16 protein-coding genes and 2 pseudogenes are annotated in these 19034 nt (G+C 64.5%); 8 read left to right on the plus strand and 10 right to left on the minus strand.

Annotated features, from left to right (window positions below; genetic code table 11):
* Positions 1 to 2: 2 nt before the first annotated feature.
* Complete coding sequence (locus IVB07_RS07370; protein ID WP_247767531.1) at positions 3 to 638, plus strand: GNAT family N-acetyltransferase; 636 nt, start codon at positions 3 to 5, stop codon at positions 636 to 638.
* 13 nt (positions 639 to 651) lie between these two features.
* Here IVB07_RS07370 and IVB07_RS07375 read toward each other — a convergent pair whose 3' ends face one another.
* The gene (locus IVB07_RS07375) at positions 652 to 1668 is read right to left on the minus strand and encodes an AraC family transcriptional regulator (RefSeq protein WP_085349164.1); all 1017 of its coding nucleotides are present in this window, start codon (positions 1666 to 1668) and stop codon (positions 652 to 654) included.
* A gap of 202 nt (positions 1669 to 1870) precedes the next feature.
* Here IVB07_RS07375 and IVB07_RS07380 point away from each other — a divergent pair, with 202 nt between their 5' ends.
* Both IVB07_RS07380 and IVB07_RS07385 read left to right on the plus strand, forming a co-directional pair.
* The gene (locus IVB07_RS07380) at positions 1871 to 2491 is read left to right on the plus strand and encodes a response regulator (RefSeq protein ID WP_247767532.1); all 621 of its coding nucleotides are present in this window, start codon (positions 1871 to 1873) and stop codon (positions 2489 to 2491) included.
* Positions 2492 to 2641: 150 nt separating this feature from the next.
* Positions 2642 to 4318: pseudogene (locus IVB07_RS07385) on the plus strand (mucoidy inhibitor MuiA family protein).
* 192 nt (positions 4319 to 4510) lie between these two features.
* Here the strand turns inward: IVB07_RS07385 and IVB07_RS07390 are convergent.
* The 5 genes from IVB07_RS07390 to IVB07_RS07410 form a co-directional block, all read right to left on the minus strand.
* Positions 4511 to 5866: an esterase-like activity of phytase family protein gene (locus IVB07_RS07390; RefSeq protein WP_247767533.1), complete on the minus strand. Its 1356-nt coding sequence runs from the start codon at positions 5864 to 5866 to the stop codon at positions 4511 to 4513.
* An 84-nt stretch (positions 5867 to 5950) separates the two neighbouring features.
* Positions 5951 to 6847: a carbohydrate ABC transporter permease gene (locus IVB07_RS07395; RefSeq protein WP_247475613.1), complete on the minus strand. Its 897-nt coding sequence runs from the start codon at positions 6845 to 6847 to the stop codon at positions 5951 to 5953.
* The gene (locus tag IVB07_RS07400) at positions 6840 to 7796 is read right to left on the minus strand and encodes a sugar ABC transporter permease (RefSeq protein WP_018453845.1); all 957 of its coding nucleotides are present in this window, start codon (positions 7794 to 7796) and stop codon (positions 6840 to 6842) included. The genes IVB07_RS07395 and IVB07_RS07400 overlap by 8 nt, the downstream gene beginning before the upstream one ends.
* A 166-nt stretch (positions 7797 to 7962) precedes the next feature.
* Entirely contained in the window at positions 7963 to 9306 is a 1344-nt protein-coding gene (locus IVB07_RS07405; protein WP_018453846.1) for an extracellular solute-binding protein, read from the minus strand.
* Positions 9307 to 9394: 88 nt separating this feature from the next.
* On the minus strand, positions 9395 to 10438 hold the full coding sequence (locus IVB07_RS07410) for a C-terminal binding protein (protein ID WP_247767534.1): 1044 nt from the start codon (positions 10436 to 10438) through the stop codon (positions 9395 to 9397).
* Positions 10439 to 10690: 252 nt separating this feature from the next.
* On the opposite strand from IVB07_RS07410, the gene IVB07_RS07415 reads away from it, so the two are divergent.
* Positions 10691 to 12376: a methyl-accepting chemotaxis protein gene (locus IVB07_RS07415; protein ID WP_026232608.1), complete on the plus strand. Its 1686-nt coding sequence runs from the start codon at positions 10691 to 10693 to the stop codon at positions 12374 to 12376.
* Between the two features lie 156 nt (positions 12377 to 12532).
* Here IVB07_RS07415 and IVB07_RS07420 read toward each other — a convergent pair whose 3' ends face one another.
* Complete coding sequence (locus tag IVB07_RS07420) at positions 12533 to 13510, minus strand: tripartite tricarboxylate transporter substrate binding protein (protein ID WP_018453849.1); 978 nt, start codon at positions 13508 to 13510, stop codon at positions 12533 to 12535.
* Between the two features lie 97 nt (positions 13511 to 13607).
* Positions 13608 to 14543, minus strand: a complete 936-nt coding sequence (locus tag IVB07_RS07425; RefSeq protein WP_007614154.1) for a DMT family transporter — start codon at positions 14541 to 14543, stop codon at positions 13608 to 13610.
* Positions 14544 to 14648: 105 nt separating this feature from the next.
* Between IVB07_RS07425 and IVB07_RS07430 the strand changes: the two genes are divergently transcribed.
* Positions 14649 to 15038 carry a hypothetical protein gene (locus tag IVB07_RS07430; RefSeq protein WP_018453850.1) on the plus strand — a complete coding sequence of 130 codons (390 nt, stop codon included), beginning with the start codon at positions 14649 to 14651 and terminating at the stop codon, positions 15036 to 15038.
* Positions 15039 to 15055: 17 nt separating this feature from the next.
* Here the strand turns inward: IVB07_RS07430 and IVB07_RS07435 are convergent, their stop codons facing one another.
* Positions 15056 to 15661: a TetR/AcrR family transcriptional regulator gene (locus tag IVB07_RS07435; protein ID WP_018453851.1), complete on the minus strand. Its 606-nt coding sequence runs from the start codon at positions 15659 to 15661 to the stop codon at positions 15056 to 15058.
* A 73-nt stretch (positions 15662 to 15734) separates the two neighbouring features.
* On the opposite strand from IVB07_RS07435, the gene IVB07_RS07440 reads away from it, so the two are divergent.
* A complete protein-coding gene (locus IVB07_RS07440) occupies positions 15735 to 16139 on the plus strand; it encodes a hypothetical protein (RefSeq protein ID WP_018453852.1) in 405 nt (134 codons plus the stop codon).
* Positions 16140 to 16225: 86 nt separating this feature from the next.
* A pseudogene (locus IVB07_RS07445) lies at positions 16226 to 16408 on the plus strand (lactoylglutathione lyase); the annotation flags it as partial.
* Between the two features lie 17 nt (positions 16409 to 16425).
* On the opposite strand, the gene IVB07_RS07450 reads toward IVB07_RS07445, so the two are convergent.
* Entirely contained in the window at positions 16426 to 17358 is a 933-nt protein-coding gene (locus tag IVB07_RS07450) for a DMT family transporter (protein WP_018453854.1), read from the minus strand.
* A 366-nt stretch (positions 17359 to 17724) separates the two neighbouring features.
* Between IVB07_RS07450 and IVB07_RS07455 the strand changes: the two genes are divergently transcribed.
* The gene (locus tag IVB07_RS07455; protein WP_018453855.1) at positions 17725 to 19017 is read left to right on the plus strand and encodes an adenylosuccinate synthase; all 1293 of its coding nucleotides are present in this window, start codon (positions 17725 to 17727) and stop codon (positions 19015 to 19017) included.
* Positions 19018 to 19034: the final 17 nt, after the last annotated feature.

Here is a 19034-nt window from a genome sequence, read left to right on the forward strand (position 1 = left end):
GCATGACGATACGGTCTGCGCGTCCCGAAGACGCCGATTTCATCGCACAAACCATCCTTTCATCGCAGCGCGGCTACCGGCCGCGTGGCTGGTTCGACGTTGCGCTCGGTTGGCCTGAAACACAGTGCCGTGATTTCATCGCGCACGTCGCAGCCGCTCGCGCGGTGTCGATGTGGCACGTCTCGCAATTTCTGGTCGCCGAGATCGATGGCAAGCCTGCTGCCGCCTTGTGTGCGCTACCGGCGGCCGGCACGGGACCAGCGGCTTGGCGTGCGATCGAGGAAGTCGCAGCCGCGTCCGGAATCGCCGCGGCAGAGCTGGAGGCCATCCGTCAACGCGGCGGCTACACCCGCGCCTGCTGGGTTCAGGGCGGCGAGGGCGATTGGATGATCGAGCATGTCGCGACCGATCCCGCCTATCGCGGCCGCGGCCTGGTGCAGTCACTGATCGCGCATGCGCTGGAGAAGGGGCGAGCGGCTGGATGTGCACGGGCGACAATATCGTTCCTGATCGGCAACGAGCCCGCCGAGCGCGCTTATACCAAGGCCGGCTTTGTCCTTGCCGAGGAGAAGCGCGATCCTGCCTTCGAGGCGATCATCGGTGCGCCGGGCTTTCGCATGTTTGCGCCGGTGATGTGATCGGTCTTGAAAATCAAGCCGCGGTTGCCGCCAATGGCCGGGCGCCTTTGCGCCATGCGGTGATGGTGCAGCCGAAATGGCCGCGAAACCAGCGGGCCATGGCGCTCTGTGCGGAGAAGCCGAGCTGCACGGCGATGTCGGCCAGCGGCCGGCCGGGGTCGTCGATGAGCTGGACCACGAGATCGGCGCGCTGCGCGTCGAGAATGGCCGAGAAGCTGGTGCCGGCTTCGGCGAGGTGGCGGTGGATGGTGCGCCGGGTGCAGGCGAGGTGTTCGGCGACGCGCTCGACCGTGCAGTCGCCGCCGGCGAGCAGGAGACGCACGACCTCGTCGACCTTCTCCTCCCAGCTTGCCGGCCGCGTCTCGATCGCCTCGATCCGCTTGCGCAGATAGCTCGCGATCAGCGGATGCGCGCTCGGGATCCGGCGCTCCATGTCGTGTGCCGACAACAGGATCGAATCGGCCTCCGCATTGAAGGTCACACGGCAGCCGTAGAACTCGCGGTAGCGTTTGCGGTCGAGCGGCGGTGGGTAATGCAGGTGAACTTCCTGCGGCCGCCAATCGCTGCCGAACAGCGACTGGATGATGCGGTGGACGCTGCCGAGCGCCATGTCGATCGACTGGCGCGGCGCGGCCGGCTGCCGGCCACGCAGGTGCAGCGTGACGGTCACGGTCTGCTTGTTGCGGGTGACGTCCAGCTTCATGCCGTCGTGATGGATCGGGATGAAGCGCGAGAAGGCTTCGATGGCTTCACCAACGGTCGCCTGTTCGCGCACGATCAGGCCGACCGCGCCGAAATTGGTCAGCCCGCCGCGTTCAGCAAGCCGCAAGCCGAAATCTTCGGCGCCGGACGCCTCGGCCGACAATTCGAGCAGACGGCGGAGACCGGTGACGGCAATGGGCGTGTCGGGCTTGTCGAGGCAGGCCAGCGGCAGCCTGACCTTGCGCATCATGTGTTTGGGGTCGAGCCCGACCGACCGGGCGACCTCCGGGTAATAGCTCAAGCCCGCGCTGCGAATGAGGTCGGTCATGCGACCCGTTCCTGCCGGACATCCCGCAGATGTCCCGAAATGTAAAGTTTCTGTCCCGATCCGTCAAATCCGGGAAATGGGTGGAACATACATAAGTAAAACCGAAGCACGGGCGTGAATGCCGTGCATATGACGGCGCGGCGCGACGAGGCCCCGCTGCCGTCTCGGACCATTTGACCCAAGACATTGCTGGATCGGAATTATGCCGGGGGACATGCTTTCCAAGGGTGAGGTATTCGTCATCGACACCGATGCCGCCTCCCGCGAACAACTTTCCACCGCGCTTCAACAAAGCGCATACAACGTGATCTGCTTCGCCGACGGCGCGTCTCTGCTCTCGGAGGCCAAGGCGCGGATGCCGGCCTGCGTGCTGCTGGAGATGCCGCCTGATCGCTCCGGTCTCGACGTGCTCAAGCGCCTGCGCGAGGAAAACTGCATGGCGCCGGTGCTGGTGACCGCGACGAACGGCAGCATCGCCATGGCGGTCGACGCCATCAGGAGCGGTGCGGCCGACTTCATCGAGAAGCCGTTCCGCACCCGCGACATCGTCGACCGGATCGATGCCGCCATCGACGAGTTTGCACAGCCCGGCTCCAACCGGCAGCGCTGGCTGCCCGGCTGCGAACCACTGACCGCGCGCGAAGGCGACGTGCTCGAGCATCTCGCCGCCGGCCTGACCAACAAGGAGATCGCCCGGCGCATGCATCTGAGCGCGCGCACGGTCGAGGGCTACCGCGCCGGTATTCTGAGGAAGGCCGGTGCGAAGAACGTGACGGACCTGCTTCGCCGCATCTTCGGGCAGGGTTCGACTCCTCAGGATTAAGCGCTCCGTCGCGGGCCTTGCTGCCGCCGCGGCGGCGCCCCACGGAAACCCCAATCGAACCAGTTCCTTCCCTGCCGCGTCCAACCATGTTGGCGAGGCATTGGATCGCGCGTCCGGCTGGCGGCGGCGATGACTTGGAGGAGGGACTTGATGCGCATCACCGCAAGATGTTTGGCGACGACGAGCCTGGTTCTGGTGAGCACGGCATTCGCGTCGTCGTCATGGGCCGCCGAATTGGACGCCACGTCGGCCATCGATACCGTCACGGTTTACCCGGATGGCGCGACCGTAACCCGCGTCATCGCAGTGGACCTGCCGTCTGGTGACTCGACGCTCGTTGCCAAGGACTTCCCGCTTGGTCTCGACACCTCCTCGATCCGGGTGGAGGGTGAGGGGGGAGCGAAGCTCACCATCGGCACGATCGATGCGCGAACGCCACGTGCGGCGCCGGTCAATTTGCCGGAGCTGGACAAGCGCATCGAGGCGCTGAACGACCAGCGCGCCGACCTGCAAGGCGCGATCGACTCGGCCATTGCGCGGCGCAAATTCGCGGAGCACTTTGCGGAAGCCTCTCCCGCGGGCATCGGCGACAAGGGCGAGGCGCGGCCGATTGCCTAATGGCGCACGGCCTTTGCCGCCGTTGGCGACGAAATTGCGAGCGCCGATACCGCCGTTCGCGACGCCACGCGCAAGATGCGCGAGATCGATCGGCAGATCGCCCAGCTCGAAGTCGAGCGCAAGGCCAAGCCGCCGAGCAAGCTCGAAGTCGGCATGGACATCGCGGCGCCGGCAGCAACCAAGGCGACGTTGCGGGTGACCTACAATGTGCGTAATGCGCGCTGGCTGCCGCTCTACGACGCCCGCCTCGACACCGGCGCGAAGGACCGCAAACCGCAGCTCGAGCTTGTCCGCCGCGCCGAGGTCACGCAGGCGACCGGCGAGGACTGGTCGAACGTCGCGCTCGGCGTCTCCACGGTCCGCATCGGCCGCGGCGGCAGCGCGCCGGAGCTGAATTCGCTGGTCGCACAATATCCGCAGGTACCGAGGCCGCGGGCGCTGGGCTCAGTTTCGGATTCGGCAATGCCTGCGGCGGCGCCCATGCAGCAGCGCAAGATGGAAACTTCCGCGGCCAAGGCGGCGGACGATATCCGCGAACGCGCCGAAGAGCAGCAGGCGGTCGCCGAGATCGGTGACTTCCAGGCCACCTACAAAATTCCCGGCCGCGTCAGCCTCGGGGCCGCCGAGGGCGCCAAGAGCCTGCGCATCGCCTCGATGACCGTGCCCGCCGATCTCATGGTGCGCGCGGCACCGGTGATGGACCCCACCGCCTTCCTCGAAGCGAGCTTCAAGCAGAGCGACGACACGAGCCTGTTGCCGGGCAAGGTTGCAATCTATCGCGACGGGACTTTCGTCGGCCGCGGCAAGCTCTCGGCTTCGGCCAAGGACGATATCGTGCGGCTCGGCTTCGGCGCCGACGACAAGGTCAGGATCGAGCGCGCGGTGCTCAAGCGCAACGAAGGTTCGGCCGGTCTCCTGGTCACGACGTCGAAGACCGACGAGCGATCGTTCAAGACGACGATCCGCAATGGTCACGACTTCCCGATCAAGGTCGCGATTGAGGATCAATTGCCGGTCAGCGAGAACGAGGACATCCTCGTCGAGATGCTGCCTGCGACCACGCCGCCGACCGCAAGCAACATTCGCGACCGGCGCGGCGTGCTGGAATGGTCGTTCGACGCCAAGCCCGGCGAGGTCAAGGACATCAACTTCGTCTGGCGCATTCGCTGGCCGAAGGACAAGAGCATGGTGATCGTGCCGGCGGGTTGATGTGCGGCGCCGAGGTGCGAGTTGTCTTTACCTCGTGCTCGCTCACTGTCCGTCATGTCCCGCCTAGTGCGCAGTTACGCACGAGGGCGGGGCATCTAGTACGCCGCGGCCTCACGATTTGATCGCTGGCGCCGCGGCGTACTGGATCGCCCGGTCGAGCCGGGCGATGACCCGCGTTGAGAGAGCGCTGGCTTACTTCGCCTTCAGGAAGTCCGCGACATCGAGCAGCATGAACTCGTCGTCGTCGGCCTTGTTGGGATCGCGGCTGGACGAGAACGGTAGATTGTTGTCATTGCCGACGATGATGTGGGTTTCGTCGACACGATCGACGTTCTCGATGGTGAAGAACGGGAACGTGTAGACGCCGTCATTGAGCGGCTTCTTCGCCTTCTTGTCGGGATCCCTGATCTTCAGGAGGTCGATGTAGCCGATCTTGCGCACGGGCTTGCCGACATTGGCGTCGGTGAGCTCGATCTTGTAGACGCGCTTGAACTTGGCCACGTCGGGGAAGCAGTTCTCGCCGCGGGTGCCTTGCGGGCAGGCCTTTTCGGGCGTGCCTTCGCCGTTGTCGCGCTCGATGATCAGGCCGGCGCTCGGGTCGATTATGTTGAAGTCGCCGATGGCATTGCCGTTCTGCTCGAACACATACTGCCAGTAGCGGCCGGTGAATTTTTCCGCGGCGACGTCGAATTCGAGGATGCGCGAGGCTTCCTTGCCGTCGACCTTCTCCCAGTCCTTTTTCTCGGCATCCCAGAGCGGCCCCTCGAGCAGGCCGTAGAGAAACTTGCCGTCTTTCGAGGCGGCGAAGCCCTCGTAACCCTTGGAGCGTCGGAGGTTGACGTTGGTGTAGGTCGCACCCGGCGCGCCCGGGGTCGCCACCGCCCAATGATCCGGCGATCGCACGGGCTTACCGTCGGCGACCGTCTCGAATACGGCCAGAATCTTGCCGGTCTTGTCGGCCTTCAGGATGTAGGGGCCGAACTCGTCGCCGATCCAGAAGGTGTCGCCGATAATCTGGAAACCTTCGGTGTCGAAGTCGGAGCCGGTGAGGTAACGCCTCTCGGTGTCTTCATGCACGATGCGGAACGGCACGCGTCTGTCGGGATCGTGCAGGAACACGGTCTCCAGCCGCTCGATCTTGCCGCCGGCCCAATCCATCCTGTAGCGGTTGAGGTACAGCATCGAATCTGGCGAATTGGCGCGCGCGCCCATGCCGTTGTCGGTGATGACCCAGAAAGTGCCGTCCCCCATCGACTTGATACCGGAATGGCCCTGCAGCGGCTGGCCCTTGAACGGCAGCGACACGCCGGTGGCCCGCTCATAGGACTTGCCCATCACCGTGCCGAGCGCGTCGACCCGCTTCCCGGTGGTGTATTTACCGGATGTCTTGAGATCGGCGGGAGCATCAGCCGGCGCGTCGATGAACGTGGCGGCCGGCATCACGACGTGGCCGGCGAGCTTGGCGGGGAATTCGCCTTCGCTCTGCGCCAGCGCGGAGCTCGCGGTCAGAATGATCGTTGCGACGGTACTAAGCAAAGTCGCGCGCATGTGCGTCTCCTGTTAACGGAGGCCGTCTTATGCGGACCGCGCATTGCAGTTTTGTGAAACCGGGCCAAACGCCGCAGCCGACAGCTACTCCTTGACCGCGCCCGTCAGCGACGACACGTAGTAATCGACGAACAGCGAGTAGAAGATCGCAACCGGCAGCGAGCCGAGCAGCGAGCCCGCCATCAGCGCGCCCCACTGATAGACGTCGCCGGTGACGAGCTCGGTCAGGATCGCGACCGGCACCGTCTTGTTGGCGCCGCTCTGGATAAAGGCGAGCGCGTAGATGAACTCGTTCCAGGACAGCGTGAAGGAGAAGATGCCGGCCGAGATCAGGCCGGGCACCGCCAGCGGCAGCGTGATCCGTCGCAGGATCTGGAGCCTGGTGGCGCCGTCCACCAGCGCGCATTCCTCGAGCTCGTAGGGGATCGACTTGAAATAGCCGATCAGGAGCCAGGTGCAGAACGGCACCAGGAAGGTCGGGTAGACCAGGATCAACGCAAGCGGGCTGTCGAACAGGCCGAACTGCACGACCACGGTCGCGAGCGGAATGAACAGGATCGACGGCGGCACGAGATAGGCCATGTAAATGCCGAGGCCGACATAGGGACTGCCGCGGAAGCGCAGGCGCTCGATCGCATAGGCGGCCAGCGTGCTCGCGATCAGCGACAGCGTAGTCGCCCCGACCGCGACCAGCATCGTCGTCCACAGCCAGCGCGGATAGGCGGTGTCGAACAACAGGTGCTTGATGTGGGCCAGCGTCGGCGAGGAGATCCAGAACGGGTTGTGCTCCCGGTAGTTCATCAGCTCTGCGTTCGGCTTGAACGACGTGATCGTCATCCAGTAGAACGGAAATAGGAGGATCAGCACGAAGCAGCCGAGCGGCAGATAGATCATCATCAGCCGCCGCAGCCCGGAATCCCAGGCCATGGTGTCCGGCGGCGTGGTGGCGACGGCGGCCGGCTCGGCGGCGGTATCAGTCATTGCTCTCTCCCTGCTGCCATTTGCGGCGCGCCAGGCCGAAATAAGAGAACAGCGTTGCGAACACGAGGAACGGGATCATCGACACCGCAATCGCCGCGCCCTCGCCGAGCTCGCCGCCCGCAATGCCGCGCTGGAAGGCCAGCGTTGCCAGCAAATGGGTTGAGTTGCCGGGGCCGCCCCGGGTGATGGCGTAGACCAGCTGGAAATCGGTGAAGGTGAAGATGATCGAGAAGGTCATGACGATCGCGAGGATCGGCATCATCATCGGGAAGGTGATGTAGCGGAACCGCTGCCAGGCGCTGGCGCCATCGAGCATCGCGGCTTCGTAGAGCGAGGGCGAAATGGTCTGCAGGCCCGCCAGCAGCGAGATCGCGACGAAGGGAATGCCGCGCCAGATATTGGCGGCGATCAGCGAGAAGCGCGCCGGCCAGGGCGAGCCGAGGAAGTCGATATTGGTGGTGCGCCAGTGCAGCACGTCGACCAGAAGGTAGGAGATGATCGAGAACTGCGGATCGTAGATCCACCAGAACGCCAGCGCCGAGAGCACCGTCGGCACGATCCAAGGCATCAGGATGATCGCACGCAACAGGCTCTTGAACGGAAAATGGTTGTTGAGCAGCAGTGCGAGCCAGAAGCCGAGCGCGAACTTTCCAAAGGTCGCGATCCCCGTGTAGACCACGCTGTAGAACACCGCGTTCCACCACAGGGAATCGGTGAGCAGATACTGGAAATTCTCGAAGCCGACGAAGACGCCTTTTCTGCCGATTGTCGTGTCGGTGAAGGCGAGCCAGATGCCGAGGCCGAGCGGATAGGTCAGGAACACCGTGAGCAGCCCGATCGCAGGTGCGAGGCACATCACGATCAGGAACGGCTTGTAGTCGAACAGGCGCACCAGCCAGGAGGGTTGCCGGTGCACGAGGGCTGGAGAAGAGAGTGTGGTCACGGACATCGGTTTGTTGTCCCGTCTCTGAAAGTCACCAAGCCCGTCATTGCGAGGAGCCCGTGACAAAATTGCGAAGCAATTTTGCACTGGTGCGACGAAGCAATCCAGGCTGTAACTGGGAAGACAGGCTGGATTGCTTCGCTTCGCTCGCAATGACGCGCTTTGTCCAGCGCTACTTCTGCCGCCGGAAGTACCGCTTGCAGCGCTGCTCGGCTTCCGCGGCCGCGGCTTCCGGCGTGGCAGCGCCGGTCGCGACGGATGCGAACATCTGAATCAGCACGTAGTCGGCGCTGACGGCACCGGTCGCGGTCGAGATCGGGCCAGCATAGCCGTCATAGTAGATGGTGTTCATGGTGTCCTTGAAGATCTTGATCTTGGGATCTTCGCTCCAGACCTTGGCCTCCGCGTAAGCCGCGAGCGGCTGGGCCCAGTAGCCGGAATTGGCGTTGAGCCACGGCTCGTACTGGTCCTTTTCCAGCATGTATTGCAGGAAGGCCTTTGCGGCGTTGGGGTACTGGCTGTGCTTGAACAGCATGGCGTTCAGCGTCAGGCCCGCCATCGGCGAGACCTTCGCGACACCCTTCGGCAGCAGTTGATGTTCGCTGTCGTCGGCGATCGCCTTGGTCGCCGGATCGTTCTTCAGTGAAAAATACAGCGAGACGCCGTTGGCGGTCAGCGAGATCTCCTGCGCGGCGTAGGCGCGGTTGTTGCTGACGTCGTTCCATGACGTCGTGCCGGCGATGAAGGTCGGATAGAGCTGTTTGACCCAGTTCAGTGCGGCGATCGTCTCCTTGCTGTTGATGACGACGTTCCCCTCTTCGTCGAGCAGCGCCGCGTTGTGCGACCACAGCGCCCAGTTCGCAAAACCGTTGCCGTCGCCCTTGGCGTTGCCGAGCGCCAAGCCGGCCGGCTTGCCGGCCTTCTGAAGCTTCTGGCAGAGATCGAGGATTCCGGCATGGTCTTCCGGCACCTTGTCGAAGCCGACCGATCGCAGGATCGACTTGCGGTAGATCAGCGGACCCGCGGTCGCGCCGAACGGCAGTCCGATCCAGGCGTCGCTCTTGTTCTTCTTGCCGTAGCGCTGCGCCAGCGGCAGCCAGCCGCCGTACCGCTTGCCGACATAGTCGGCGACGTCGGTCAGCTCGATCAGCTTGTCGATATAGATGTGCGGCGCATCGGAGAAGCCGATGATAATATCGGGGCCGGCACCGGAATTCGCGGTCACCGCGGTCTGCTGGTTGATGTCCTCCCAGCCGACGAAGTCGACCTTGACCTCGACCCCGGTCTCCTTGGTGAATTTGGCCGCATTGGCGCGGAACACGTCCTCGTCGGCCTGGACGAAACGTACCGGTCGCAGCATGCGCAGGGATGCGCCTTTCTCGATCGGCAGTTTCGGTGTGGGGACGTCCGCGGCCTTGATCGCGGATTGCGCATTTGCCGGAGCACCGGTTGCCGCGATTGCCGCAGCGGACAGGCCCAGCGCCAAGGCATCACGACGCGTGATGTCGTTCCTCATCGGTTCCTCCCTATATGTTTCCCTTCCCGGCGTTGATCGCCGGTGAAGGGTCTTTCCGGTTGCCGGCGCGCCTTCGCGGCCGTCCCGTCTAGCTGTTCGGGCCGCGGTCCATGCTGACAGGCTGCCAGCGGCGGAGCGCGGTGTCTTGCAGCACCGACGGATTGACGCAGCTTACCGGCCACATGCCCTGAAGCACCAGTGACAATTCGTAGCCCACCCGGCGCTTGCGCGCCTCGTCAAACCGTGCCGAGGCGGAGGCGACGTGGGCGGTCAGGGTGACATTGTCCATGCCGAGCAGCGGATTGTTGTGCGAGGGCGGCTCCTTCTCCAGCACGTCGAGGGCGGCATGGGCGATCCAGCCCTCCTGAAGCGCCTTGATCAGGCTTTCCTCGTCCACGGTGGCGCCGCGGCCGGTGTTGATGAAGACCGAGCCCTTCTTCATCTGCCGGAAGTGCTTCTCGGTGAGCATGTGATGCACCTCGGGCCGAGCGGGGGCGTGCATCGAGAGGAAGTCGGATTGCGACAACACCTCGTTCAGCGTCGCCGGAATCACCCCGTGGTCGGACATCAGCGTTTCCTGGATGAAGGGATCGTAGGCCATCATCCGCAGACCGAACGGAGCTGCGCGTTTCGCAACTGCACGCGCGACGCGGCCGAACGAGATGAAGCCGAGCGTCTGGCCCATCAGTCGTGGGATCTTCGACAACGCCGGCCGGCCCTCCGCCCAGCGGCCGCTGCGCGCCATCCGGTCCTGCTCGACCAGGCGGCGGAAGCCGGCGAGCAGCAGCATCATGGCATGGTCTGCGACCTCCTCGATGAAGGTGTCGGGGATGTTGGTGACGGGAATGCCGCGCGCGGTTGCAGCCTTGATGTCGACGCTGTCGACGCCGACCGAGCCGAGCGTAACGACCTTGCAGCTCTCCAGCGCGTCGATGATGGTCTTGGTGATCGGGATGCCCTTGGCGTAGATGGCGTCCGCTGTCTTCGCGGCGGCGATGAACCCGGCCTCGTCGGCCGGCGCCTCGACGATCTCGGCGTCGATCGGATCGAGCGCCTCGCGCTCGTAGGAATAATCGCTGCTCGCGACCGTGAAGCTCGCGCCCTTCGGCGTCACCACCCTGTATTTCGGCATATCCTGCTCCCGATTTGGTTTCTTGTTGTGACCCATGCTTTGCGCGGGCCTTTGCGTCTTTTACGCGAAATCGAGGAGGTCGCGTACAATTCCCGGTTGTCATTGAGGCGATTTATACGACTGGTTCGACGTCTTCTCCGGGCTTCTACGGGGCGCCCCGTAACAGCTTGCTAAGGGGTCACCCCCTAAAGGTTAATTTGATTTCGATCGATTCACTCGCGCGTCCTTATCCCTGTGTTGCCGGAGCATCCCGTGAAATTAAGCAATATGAAGATCGCCCCCAAGCTCGGCATCCTCGTCGGCGTCACCTTGTTCGGACTGTGCATTTCCGGGATCCTCGCCGGATACCTGATGAAGCAGGAGATGGTGAACGCGCGCATCGATCAGGCCAAGGCGATCGTGGAGATGGGGCGCAACTACGCCGCTGCCCTCAAGAAGCGGGTCGACGCCGGCGAGCTGACGAAGGATGCGGCGATGGCCGAGATTCGTCGCTACGGCAATGCAATGACGTATGACAACGGTGCGGGCTATTTGTTCGGCACGTCCTATGACGGCATCACCCAGCTCGCGCCCGATCCGAAGCAGATCGGCAGCAACCGCATGGATGTCGTGACCAACGGCCGCAAGCTGTCTGCCGAGTTGATGGACGGGGTCAAGGCCAATGGTTCGATCCTGCTGTATTATGAATATGTGAAGCCCGGCCAGGAGAAGCCGATCCGCAAGCTCGGCTACGCGGTCGCGGTCCCCGGCTTCGACATGTATCTCGGCACCGGCGCCTATCTCGATGATATCGACGCCAAGATGGGTCCGGTCTACTGGCTGCTCGGCTTGGCCATGCTCGGTATCGTCATCGTCGCCGGCAGCGTTGCCTGGCTGATCGGTCGCAGCATCAGCCGCCCGCTCGCCCTGCTCGGAGCCCGCATGAAGGATCTCGCCGAGGGCAAGCTCGACGGCGACATTCCGGGCGTCGGCCGTGGTGACGAGGTCGGCGCAATGGCGTCGACCGTCCAGATCTTCAAGGACAACGCTGTCCGCATCCGCGACATCGAGAAGAGCGAAGCCGATGCCAAGGATCGCGCAGCGGCGGAACGTCGCAGCGTGATGGAGGGCATCGCCAGCGACTTCGAACGCAGCGTCAATGGTATCGTCCGCTCGGTCTCCTCGGCTGCGACGGGCATGCAAGCCACTGCGCAATCGATGACCGCGACCGCCGGCGACGCCTCGTCGCGTGCGGCGACGGTCGGCGCGGCCTCGCAGAGAGCGTCGGGCAATGTCGGCACGGTTGCCGCGGCTGCCGAAGAGCTGTCGAGCTCGGTTGCGGAGATCTCGCGCCAGGTCACCCGCTCGACCGAAGTGGCGAGCCGCGCTGTCAACGACGCCGAGCGCACCAATGCCACGGTGCAGGAACTCTCCACCGGCGCCGAGAAGATCGGCGAGGTGGTCAAGCTGATCCACTCGATCGCGGCACAGACCAATCTGCTCGCCCTCAACGCCACCATCGAAGCGGCGCGTGCCGGTGAATCCGGCCGCGGCTTCGCCGTCGTCGCTTCCGAAGTCAAGGCGCTGGCCAACCAGACCGCCAAGGCCACCGAGGAAATCTCCGCCCAGGTCGCGGCGATGCAGACATCGACCAGCGATGCGGTCGCCGCCATCGGCGGCATCACTCAGACCATCGCCGAGATGAGCGAGATCACCGCGGGCATTTCCGCGTCGATCGAGCAGCAAGGCGAGGCGACCCGCGAGATCGCCCGCAACATTCAGTCGGTCGCGGCCGGATCGAACGAGATCAACGCCAATATCGGCAGCGTCACCTCGGCCGCGGAAGCGACCGGCACGGCGGCAAGCGACGTGCTCACCAACGCTCGCGAGCTCGACAGCCAGTCCGGCGCGCTGCGCAGCGCAGTCGACGGCTTCCTCGCCAAGGTGCGCGCGGCGTAGGTCGCCACACCAAAGCGACGCCATCTCCTCTATCGTCATGCCCGGGCTTGTCCCGGGCATCCACGTTCTTGGACACCGGACGCTTTGATCGACGTGGATGGCCGGGACAAGCCCGGCCATGACGGAGAATGCCGAGCGCGCGGCTTTCGCGAGCCCCTACTGCTTCTCGATCCCTGCCTCGCGGATCAGCTTCTCCCACAACACCAGCTGTTCGTTCACGAACGTGCCGAGCTGCTCGGGCGTGCCCGAAAACGCGTCCATGCCGAGGGTGGCGAGCTGGGCCTTGATCTCCGGCTTCTCGACGATCTTCCGGATCTCGGCGTTGAGTCGCGTCACGATCTCCTTGGGCATGCCGGCGGGGCCAAAATAGCCCTGCCACGACGAGATGTCGAAGTCCGGCACGCCGGCCTCCTGCATCGAGGGCAGGTTCGGCACCAGCGACGAGCGGTCCTTCGTCGTGACGGCGAGCGCGCGTAGCGCGTTGCCCTGGACATGCGGCAGGCCGGTCAGGATGTCCACGAACATCATCGAGACGCGGCCGCCCATGACGTCGTTGAGCGCCGGCGGCGAGCTCTTGTAGGGCACGTGCAGGAGGTCGAGCCCGGCATTGTGTGCAAAGGTCGCCCCCGACACGATCGCCGAGGACGAGCCCGAGGCGTAGCTCAGCTTGCCCGGATTGGCCTTGCCGTAGGCGATGAGCTCGCCGACGGTCTTGGCCGGCACCTCCGGGTGGATCACCAGCATGAAGGGCAGGTCGCCGGTGCGCGCGATCGGGGTGAAGTCCTTGACCGGATCGTAGGTCAGGCTTTTGAGCAGATAGGGATTGGCCGAATGCGTGGTGTTGGTGGTCACCAGCAGCGTGTAGCCGTCGGGCGCGGCGCGCGCGACATAGGTGGCGGCGATCATGCCGTTGGCGCCCGCCTTGTTCTCGATGACGATGCCGACGCCGAGGGCCTGCGACAAATGCTGCGAGATCAGCCGCGTCGTGGTGTCGGTGCCGCTGCCGGCGGCGAACGGCAGCACCAGCGTGATGTTGCGGCTCGGATAATTGTCGGCCTGCGCAGCGGACGCGGCGGCGAGACAAAGGGCGCCCGTGCCGATGGCACGCAGGTTTCGGATCAACGCTGAAAGCATGTCTGGTCGTTCCCTCTTTTTTGGTTGGCGGGGAACCTAGCGTCTCCTCGTCGAAATCGGAAGGCGCGAGTTTGTCGCCTCGTCTCGCGTCGCGGAATTACTTCACCGCAGAACCCTGGCGCGAGGCGATCACGACGCCGGCGAGCACCAGCAGGTAGCCGATCAGGTGGAAGGGCTGAATCTTTTCGCCGAGCAGCAGGATCGCCATCGCCGAGCCGAACACCGGCACCAGATGGAAGAACGGCGCGGCGCGGTTCGGGCCGATCAGCGCCACGCCCCGGTTGAAGAAGAGATAGGCCAGCGTCGAGGGAAAGATCAGGATGTAGCCCAGCGTCGCTAGCGTCACCCCGTCGAGTTGCAGGACGCGACCACTCCAGGCCTCCCAGATCGCGGTCGGCAGCAGCATCGTCGCGCCGCAGCAGGTGGTGAAGGAGAGAAAGGAGAGCTGGTGGATCTTGGGCCGCCGCGGGATGAAGGCAGAGTAGATCCCGAACGCCACCAGCGAGGAGGCGAACATGATGTCGCCCCTGTTGAAGCTGATGCTCGCGAGCGCGGCGAGATCGCCGCGCAGGATGATGATCAGCACGCCGAGAAGCGAGATCCCGATGCCGGCGAGCTGCGCACCGGTCAGCCGCACGCCGAACAGCACCAGCGACCACAGCGCCACGAACAACGGTCCGGCCGACTGGATCAGCAGCGCGTTCAGCGCTTCCGTGTACTGCATCGCCCAGTACGAGATCGCGTTGTTGAAGGCAAAGCCCACCAGCGACAGGAACAGCATCAGCGGCAGGCTCTTGCGCAGATTCGGCCAGTCGCGCTTCAGATGCGGCCAGGCGAAGGGCAGGAGGATCAGGAACACGCCGAACCAGCGGATCGTGGTCACCGTCAGCGGCGGCACATGCGCGCCGACGTGGCGCGCGAGCACGATGTTGCCGGCCCAGAACAGCGAGCTCAGGCTGAGCAGCAGATAAGGCTGGTTGTTGAGCCAACTGGCCGGATTGGAGGCCGGTGGCGCGGGCGAAGCGATCGTCATTGGCGTTGCATACGAGCTTGCGCCGGATTTGCGTCGTGACACAAGTCATGCGACCGCAATGCTACAATGCAGGCATGACCAGAGGAGGCGGCATTGGCGGTTAATATGTTGAACATCGATGGCCTTGATCGGCTCGATCGGCATGCACCGGTGGTGATGTTGAACCTGATGCGCTTCCACGCGCACTCCGGCGACGGCGACGGTTCCGGCTGGGACGCCTATCTGCGCTACAGTGCGGTCACAGTGCCGATGATCAAGGCACGCGGCGGCACGCTGCTCTGGACCGGCGAGGCCAGGGCCGTCGCGCTCGGCCCGCAGCAGGGCAACGACTGGGATTTCGCGGCGCTGGTCTATTATCCCACCGTCACGGCTTTCATCGACATGATGACCTCGAAGGCCTACGAGACGGAGGCTGATCCGCACCGCGTCAACGCCTGCGCCGAGCACGTCATCATTGCGACCAGCGAAGCGTACAGCAAGTTCAAGATGAAGTAGCGCCGCCTGCTGCCGGCTTACTTCAGCCCGTCCACAGCCGCGTGGCACGCCGTCTGCAGCAAGCGACAGACCTCCTCCGTCGACCGCTGCCGGCTCAGCGCTGCAAACGTCGGATAACTCGTCAGCACGAAGATCAAATCAACCGTGTCCCGCATGGCGCGCTTTGCCGCGTGCTTGCCCACGATCCGCGACAGCAGCGCGGTCAGCAATTCGCGCCGTCGCTCGTTACGCTCGATCAGCGCCTCGCCGAATTCCGGATCGGTCGCGATGGCCTGGTTGAGCCCGCCGATGGCGGGATCGCGCCCCCAGAACGTACAGAAGATTTCGATGACGCGGTCGAGCGCGGCGCGCGGATCCGCCATCGTCATCACCTCGGCCAGTTCGAACAGTCCGCCCTGGTGCGCGATGTCGTCGAACACGGCCTCCAGCAATCCCCGCCGCGATCCGAACTGGTTGTAGACGGTCAATCGCGTGACGCCGGCCGCCTTGGCGACCACGTCGAGGGAGAAGTTCGCAATGCTCGCGTCCTCGCGTAGGAGTCGCGCGCCGGCCGCGATGATGCGCTCGCGCGTCGCCGCCGCCGCGGAAGCCCGCGCGGAGCTCACATAATTGCGCTTCGGCATCGCCTTGCCATTCTGTTGACGTATTGACTATACATGTAGTATATCTAATTTAGAAGCCGGTTCGGAGCTTGCCATGCAAACTGCCCTCGTGATCGCCTTGTCACTTCATGTGTTGTCGTCCGTGTTCTGGGCGGGATCAAGCTTTGCGCTGGCCCGCATCGGCGGAGTTGCCGGTGAGCAGCTGGTCTTTCCACAACTCGGCGCGGCGACGATTGCCATCCTGACCGGCGGCTATCTCGGCCATCTCGTTCATTCCCACAGCTTCGGCACGACCGAGCAGGTGCTCGCCGTCGGTGCTGTCTGTGCACTGATCGCGGCCGCTATTCAGGCTGTCATCGGTCCTCGTGCGCTCGCGGCCTTGCGTCGCGGCACCGGCAAGCCGGAGGACCTCCGTGCACGTATCGCCGCCGCCCAACGTGCGGCGGCCGGCCTGCTGGGCATGGCCGCGCTCTGCATGGGCGCCGCGCGCTACATTTGAATGCAGTCCAGGGAGGAGTGTTGAGAGCTCTCTGTTCCCAATGTCAGACCATAGCGCGGCTTCCAGCCGCTTTCGAAGGAAAAGCAATGTCCAAGATGATTCTGGTCAACCTGCCGGTACGCGATCTCGCCGCATCGACAGCGTTCTACGTAGCCCTGGGTGGCGCGGTGAATCCTCAATTCTCCGGAGCAAATTCGACGTCGCTCATGTTCACGGACGCGATCGGCGTGATGCTGCTGACCCACGACCGGTATCGTGAATTCACCAGCCGAACCGGGCCCCAAGCCTAGCTCGCCTGCTTCCGTGACGCCACGAACACGCCGGCCAGCACCAGCGCGAAGCCGATGAAGTGGAACGCCTGCGGGTGCTCGCCCAGAAACGCCATTGCCATGATCGAGCCGAACACCGGCACGACATGGAAGAACGGCGCGGCGCGGTTGGCGCCGATCAGGCGGACACCGCGATTGAAGCAGAGATAGGCGAGCGTCGAGGGGAATACCGCGACATAGAAGAGGGTCAGGAGGTTCGGCCCGTCGAGCTTCATCCCGGGACGCGCGGACAACTCCCAGATCTCCAGCGGAATGAGACAGGCAGCACCGCAGCCGAACGTGAAGGCGAGGAACGACAGGCCGTGCATCGGCGGCCGCTTCAAGGTCAGCACCGAATAGAGCGCGAAGATGATCAGCGCGACGACAAAGATGAGGTCGCCCTTGTTGAAGTCGATGTTCGACAGCGTGGTGAAGTCGCCATGCAGCAGGATGATCAGCACGCCGCACATCGACAGCAGCACGCCGAAGGCCTGCGCTACGGTGAGGCGGACGCCGAGGATGGCGAGCGACCACAGCGCCACGACCAGCGGCGCGGCGGATTGCAAGAGGAGAGTGTTGAGCGCCTGCGTATGCTCCAGCGCCCAATATTGCAGCGTGTTGAAGGCGCCGATGCCGGTGATCGAGAGCGTGACCATCAGGCCGAGCTTGCCGCGGATCGCGGGCCAGTCCTGCGCAAGGTGTTTCCAGGCGAACGGCAGCACCAGCAGGAAGGCGAAGAACCAGCGCAGGAACGACAGCGTCACCGGCGGGATGTGACCGGCGGCGAGCCGGCCGACGATGGCATTGCCCGCCCAGCACAGCGCGGTGATGCTGAGCAGCAGATAGGGCTGGTTGGCGATCCAGTTGTGGCCGGACGTGGCGGCGCCGGTGGTCTCGTCGGTGGCGGACATTGGATTGTTGTGGCCCCGCGTCATGCGCCAAGCCTCCAGCCCGGTGGCACCCGGGCCGGTTCAAACCCGGCCCCGTTCAAAGACACGGAAATCGAGGTTGCATCAACGGGGGCCGGATGCATCGCGACCATGCAGCGGCGGAAGCAGCCTCTCACGCTTTGGTCGAAGCATTGCACCCGCCGCGAAGGTTTCTGGATTTTCAGGGGATATCAAAGGCTTGGAGTGCGCTCGCGGCCTCGAAAAAGTCCCGTTCTTGCTTGCCTAGAGAGGCTGCATCCTTTATCCGGTTGGCTGCCTCGCGTTCGAGCGGCCCCGGCCGTGATTGGGCTGGGCGCATCTGACAGATTGCATAGGGATTACCCGCGAATGGCCAATGTTGTCGTCGTCGGCGCCCAGTGGGGCGACGAAGGAAAGGGCAAGATCGTCGACTGGTTGTCGGAGCAGGCGGACATCGTCGTCCGTTTCCAGGGCGGCCATAACGCCGGCCACACGCTGGTGATCAACGGCAAGACCTACAAGCTGGCGCTGCTGCCCTCGGGCGTGCTGCGCGAGCAGAAGCTGTCGGTGATCGGCAACGGCGTCGTGTTCGATCCCGCCGCCTTCCTCGACGAGGTCACCAAGCTGCGGTCGCAGGGCGTCGCGGTCGGCCCGGACAATCTGCGGGTCGCCGAGAACGTCACCCTGATCCTGCCGCTGCACCGCGAACTCGACGCGCATCGCGAATCCGCCAATGCGGCGACCGCGATCGGCACCACCCGCCGTGGCATTGGCCCGGCCTACGAGGATAAGGTCGGCCGCCGCGCCATCCGCCTGATGGACCTCGCCGATCTCGACACCCTGCCGCACAAGATCGACCGGCTGCTGGCGCATCACAACGCATTGCGCCGCGGCCTCGGCCTGCCGGAGTTCGACGGCAAGGAGATCGTGAAGGAATTGACCGCGCTCGCGCCGCAGCTCCTGCCCTATGCCGAGACGGTGTGGCGGCTGCTCGACATCAAGCGGCGCGAGGGCAAGCGCATGTTGTTCGAAGGCGCGCAAGGCGCCCTGCTCGACGTCGATCACGGCACCTACCCTTACGTCACCTCGTCCAACACGGTGGCGGCGCAGGCGGCGACCGGCTCGGGCCTCGGCCCCGCCGCGGTCGGCTATGTGCTCGGCCTCTGCAAGGCCTATACGACCCGCGTCGGCCAGGGCCCATTCCCGACCGAGCAGGACAACGAGACCGGCCGCAAGATCGGCGAGCGCGGCCGCGAGTTCGGCACCAATACCGGGCGGCCCCGCCGTTGCGGCTGGTTCGATGCGGTTCTGGTTCGCCAGGCGGTCCGGACCTGCGGCATCAACGGTCTGGCGCTGACCAAGCTCGACATCCTCGACGGCTTCGATTCGATCGAGGTCTGCACCGGCTACAGGCTGGACGGCAAGGAGATCGATCATTTCCCGGCGGGCGAAGGCGCCCAGGCCCGGGTCGAGCCGATCTACGAGACCATCGAGGGCTGGAAGGAGCCGACCGCCAATGCGCGGTCCTGGGCCCAGCTGCCGGCCCAGGCGATCAAATATGTCCGCCGGATCGAGGAATTGGTGGGGTGCCCGGTGGCGCTGCTTTCCACCAGCCCCGAACGCGAGGATACTATCCTGGTACAAAATCCGTTTGAGGCTTAACGATCTCTTACCGGGAC

The sequence above is a fragment of the Bradyrhizobium sp. 172 genome (assembly GCF_023101065.1).
In the GTDB taxonomy this organism is placed as follows: Bacteria; Pseudomonadota; Alphaproteobacteria; order Rhizobiales; family Xanthobacteraceae; genus Bradyrhizobium; species Bradyrhizobium canariense_D.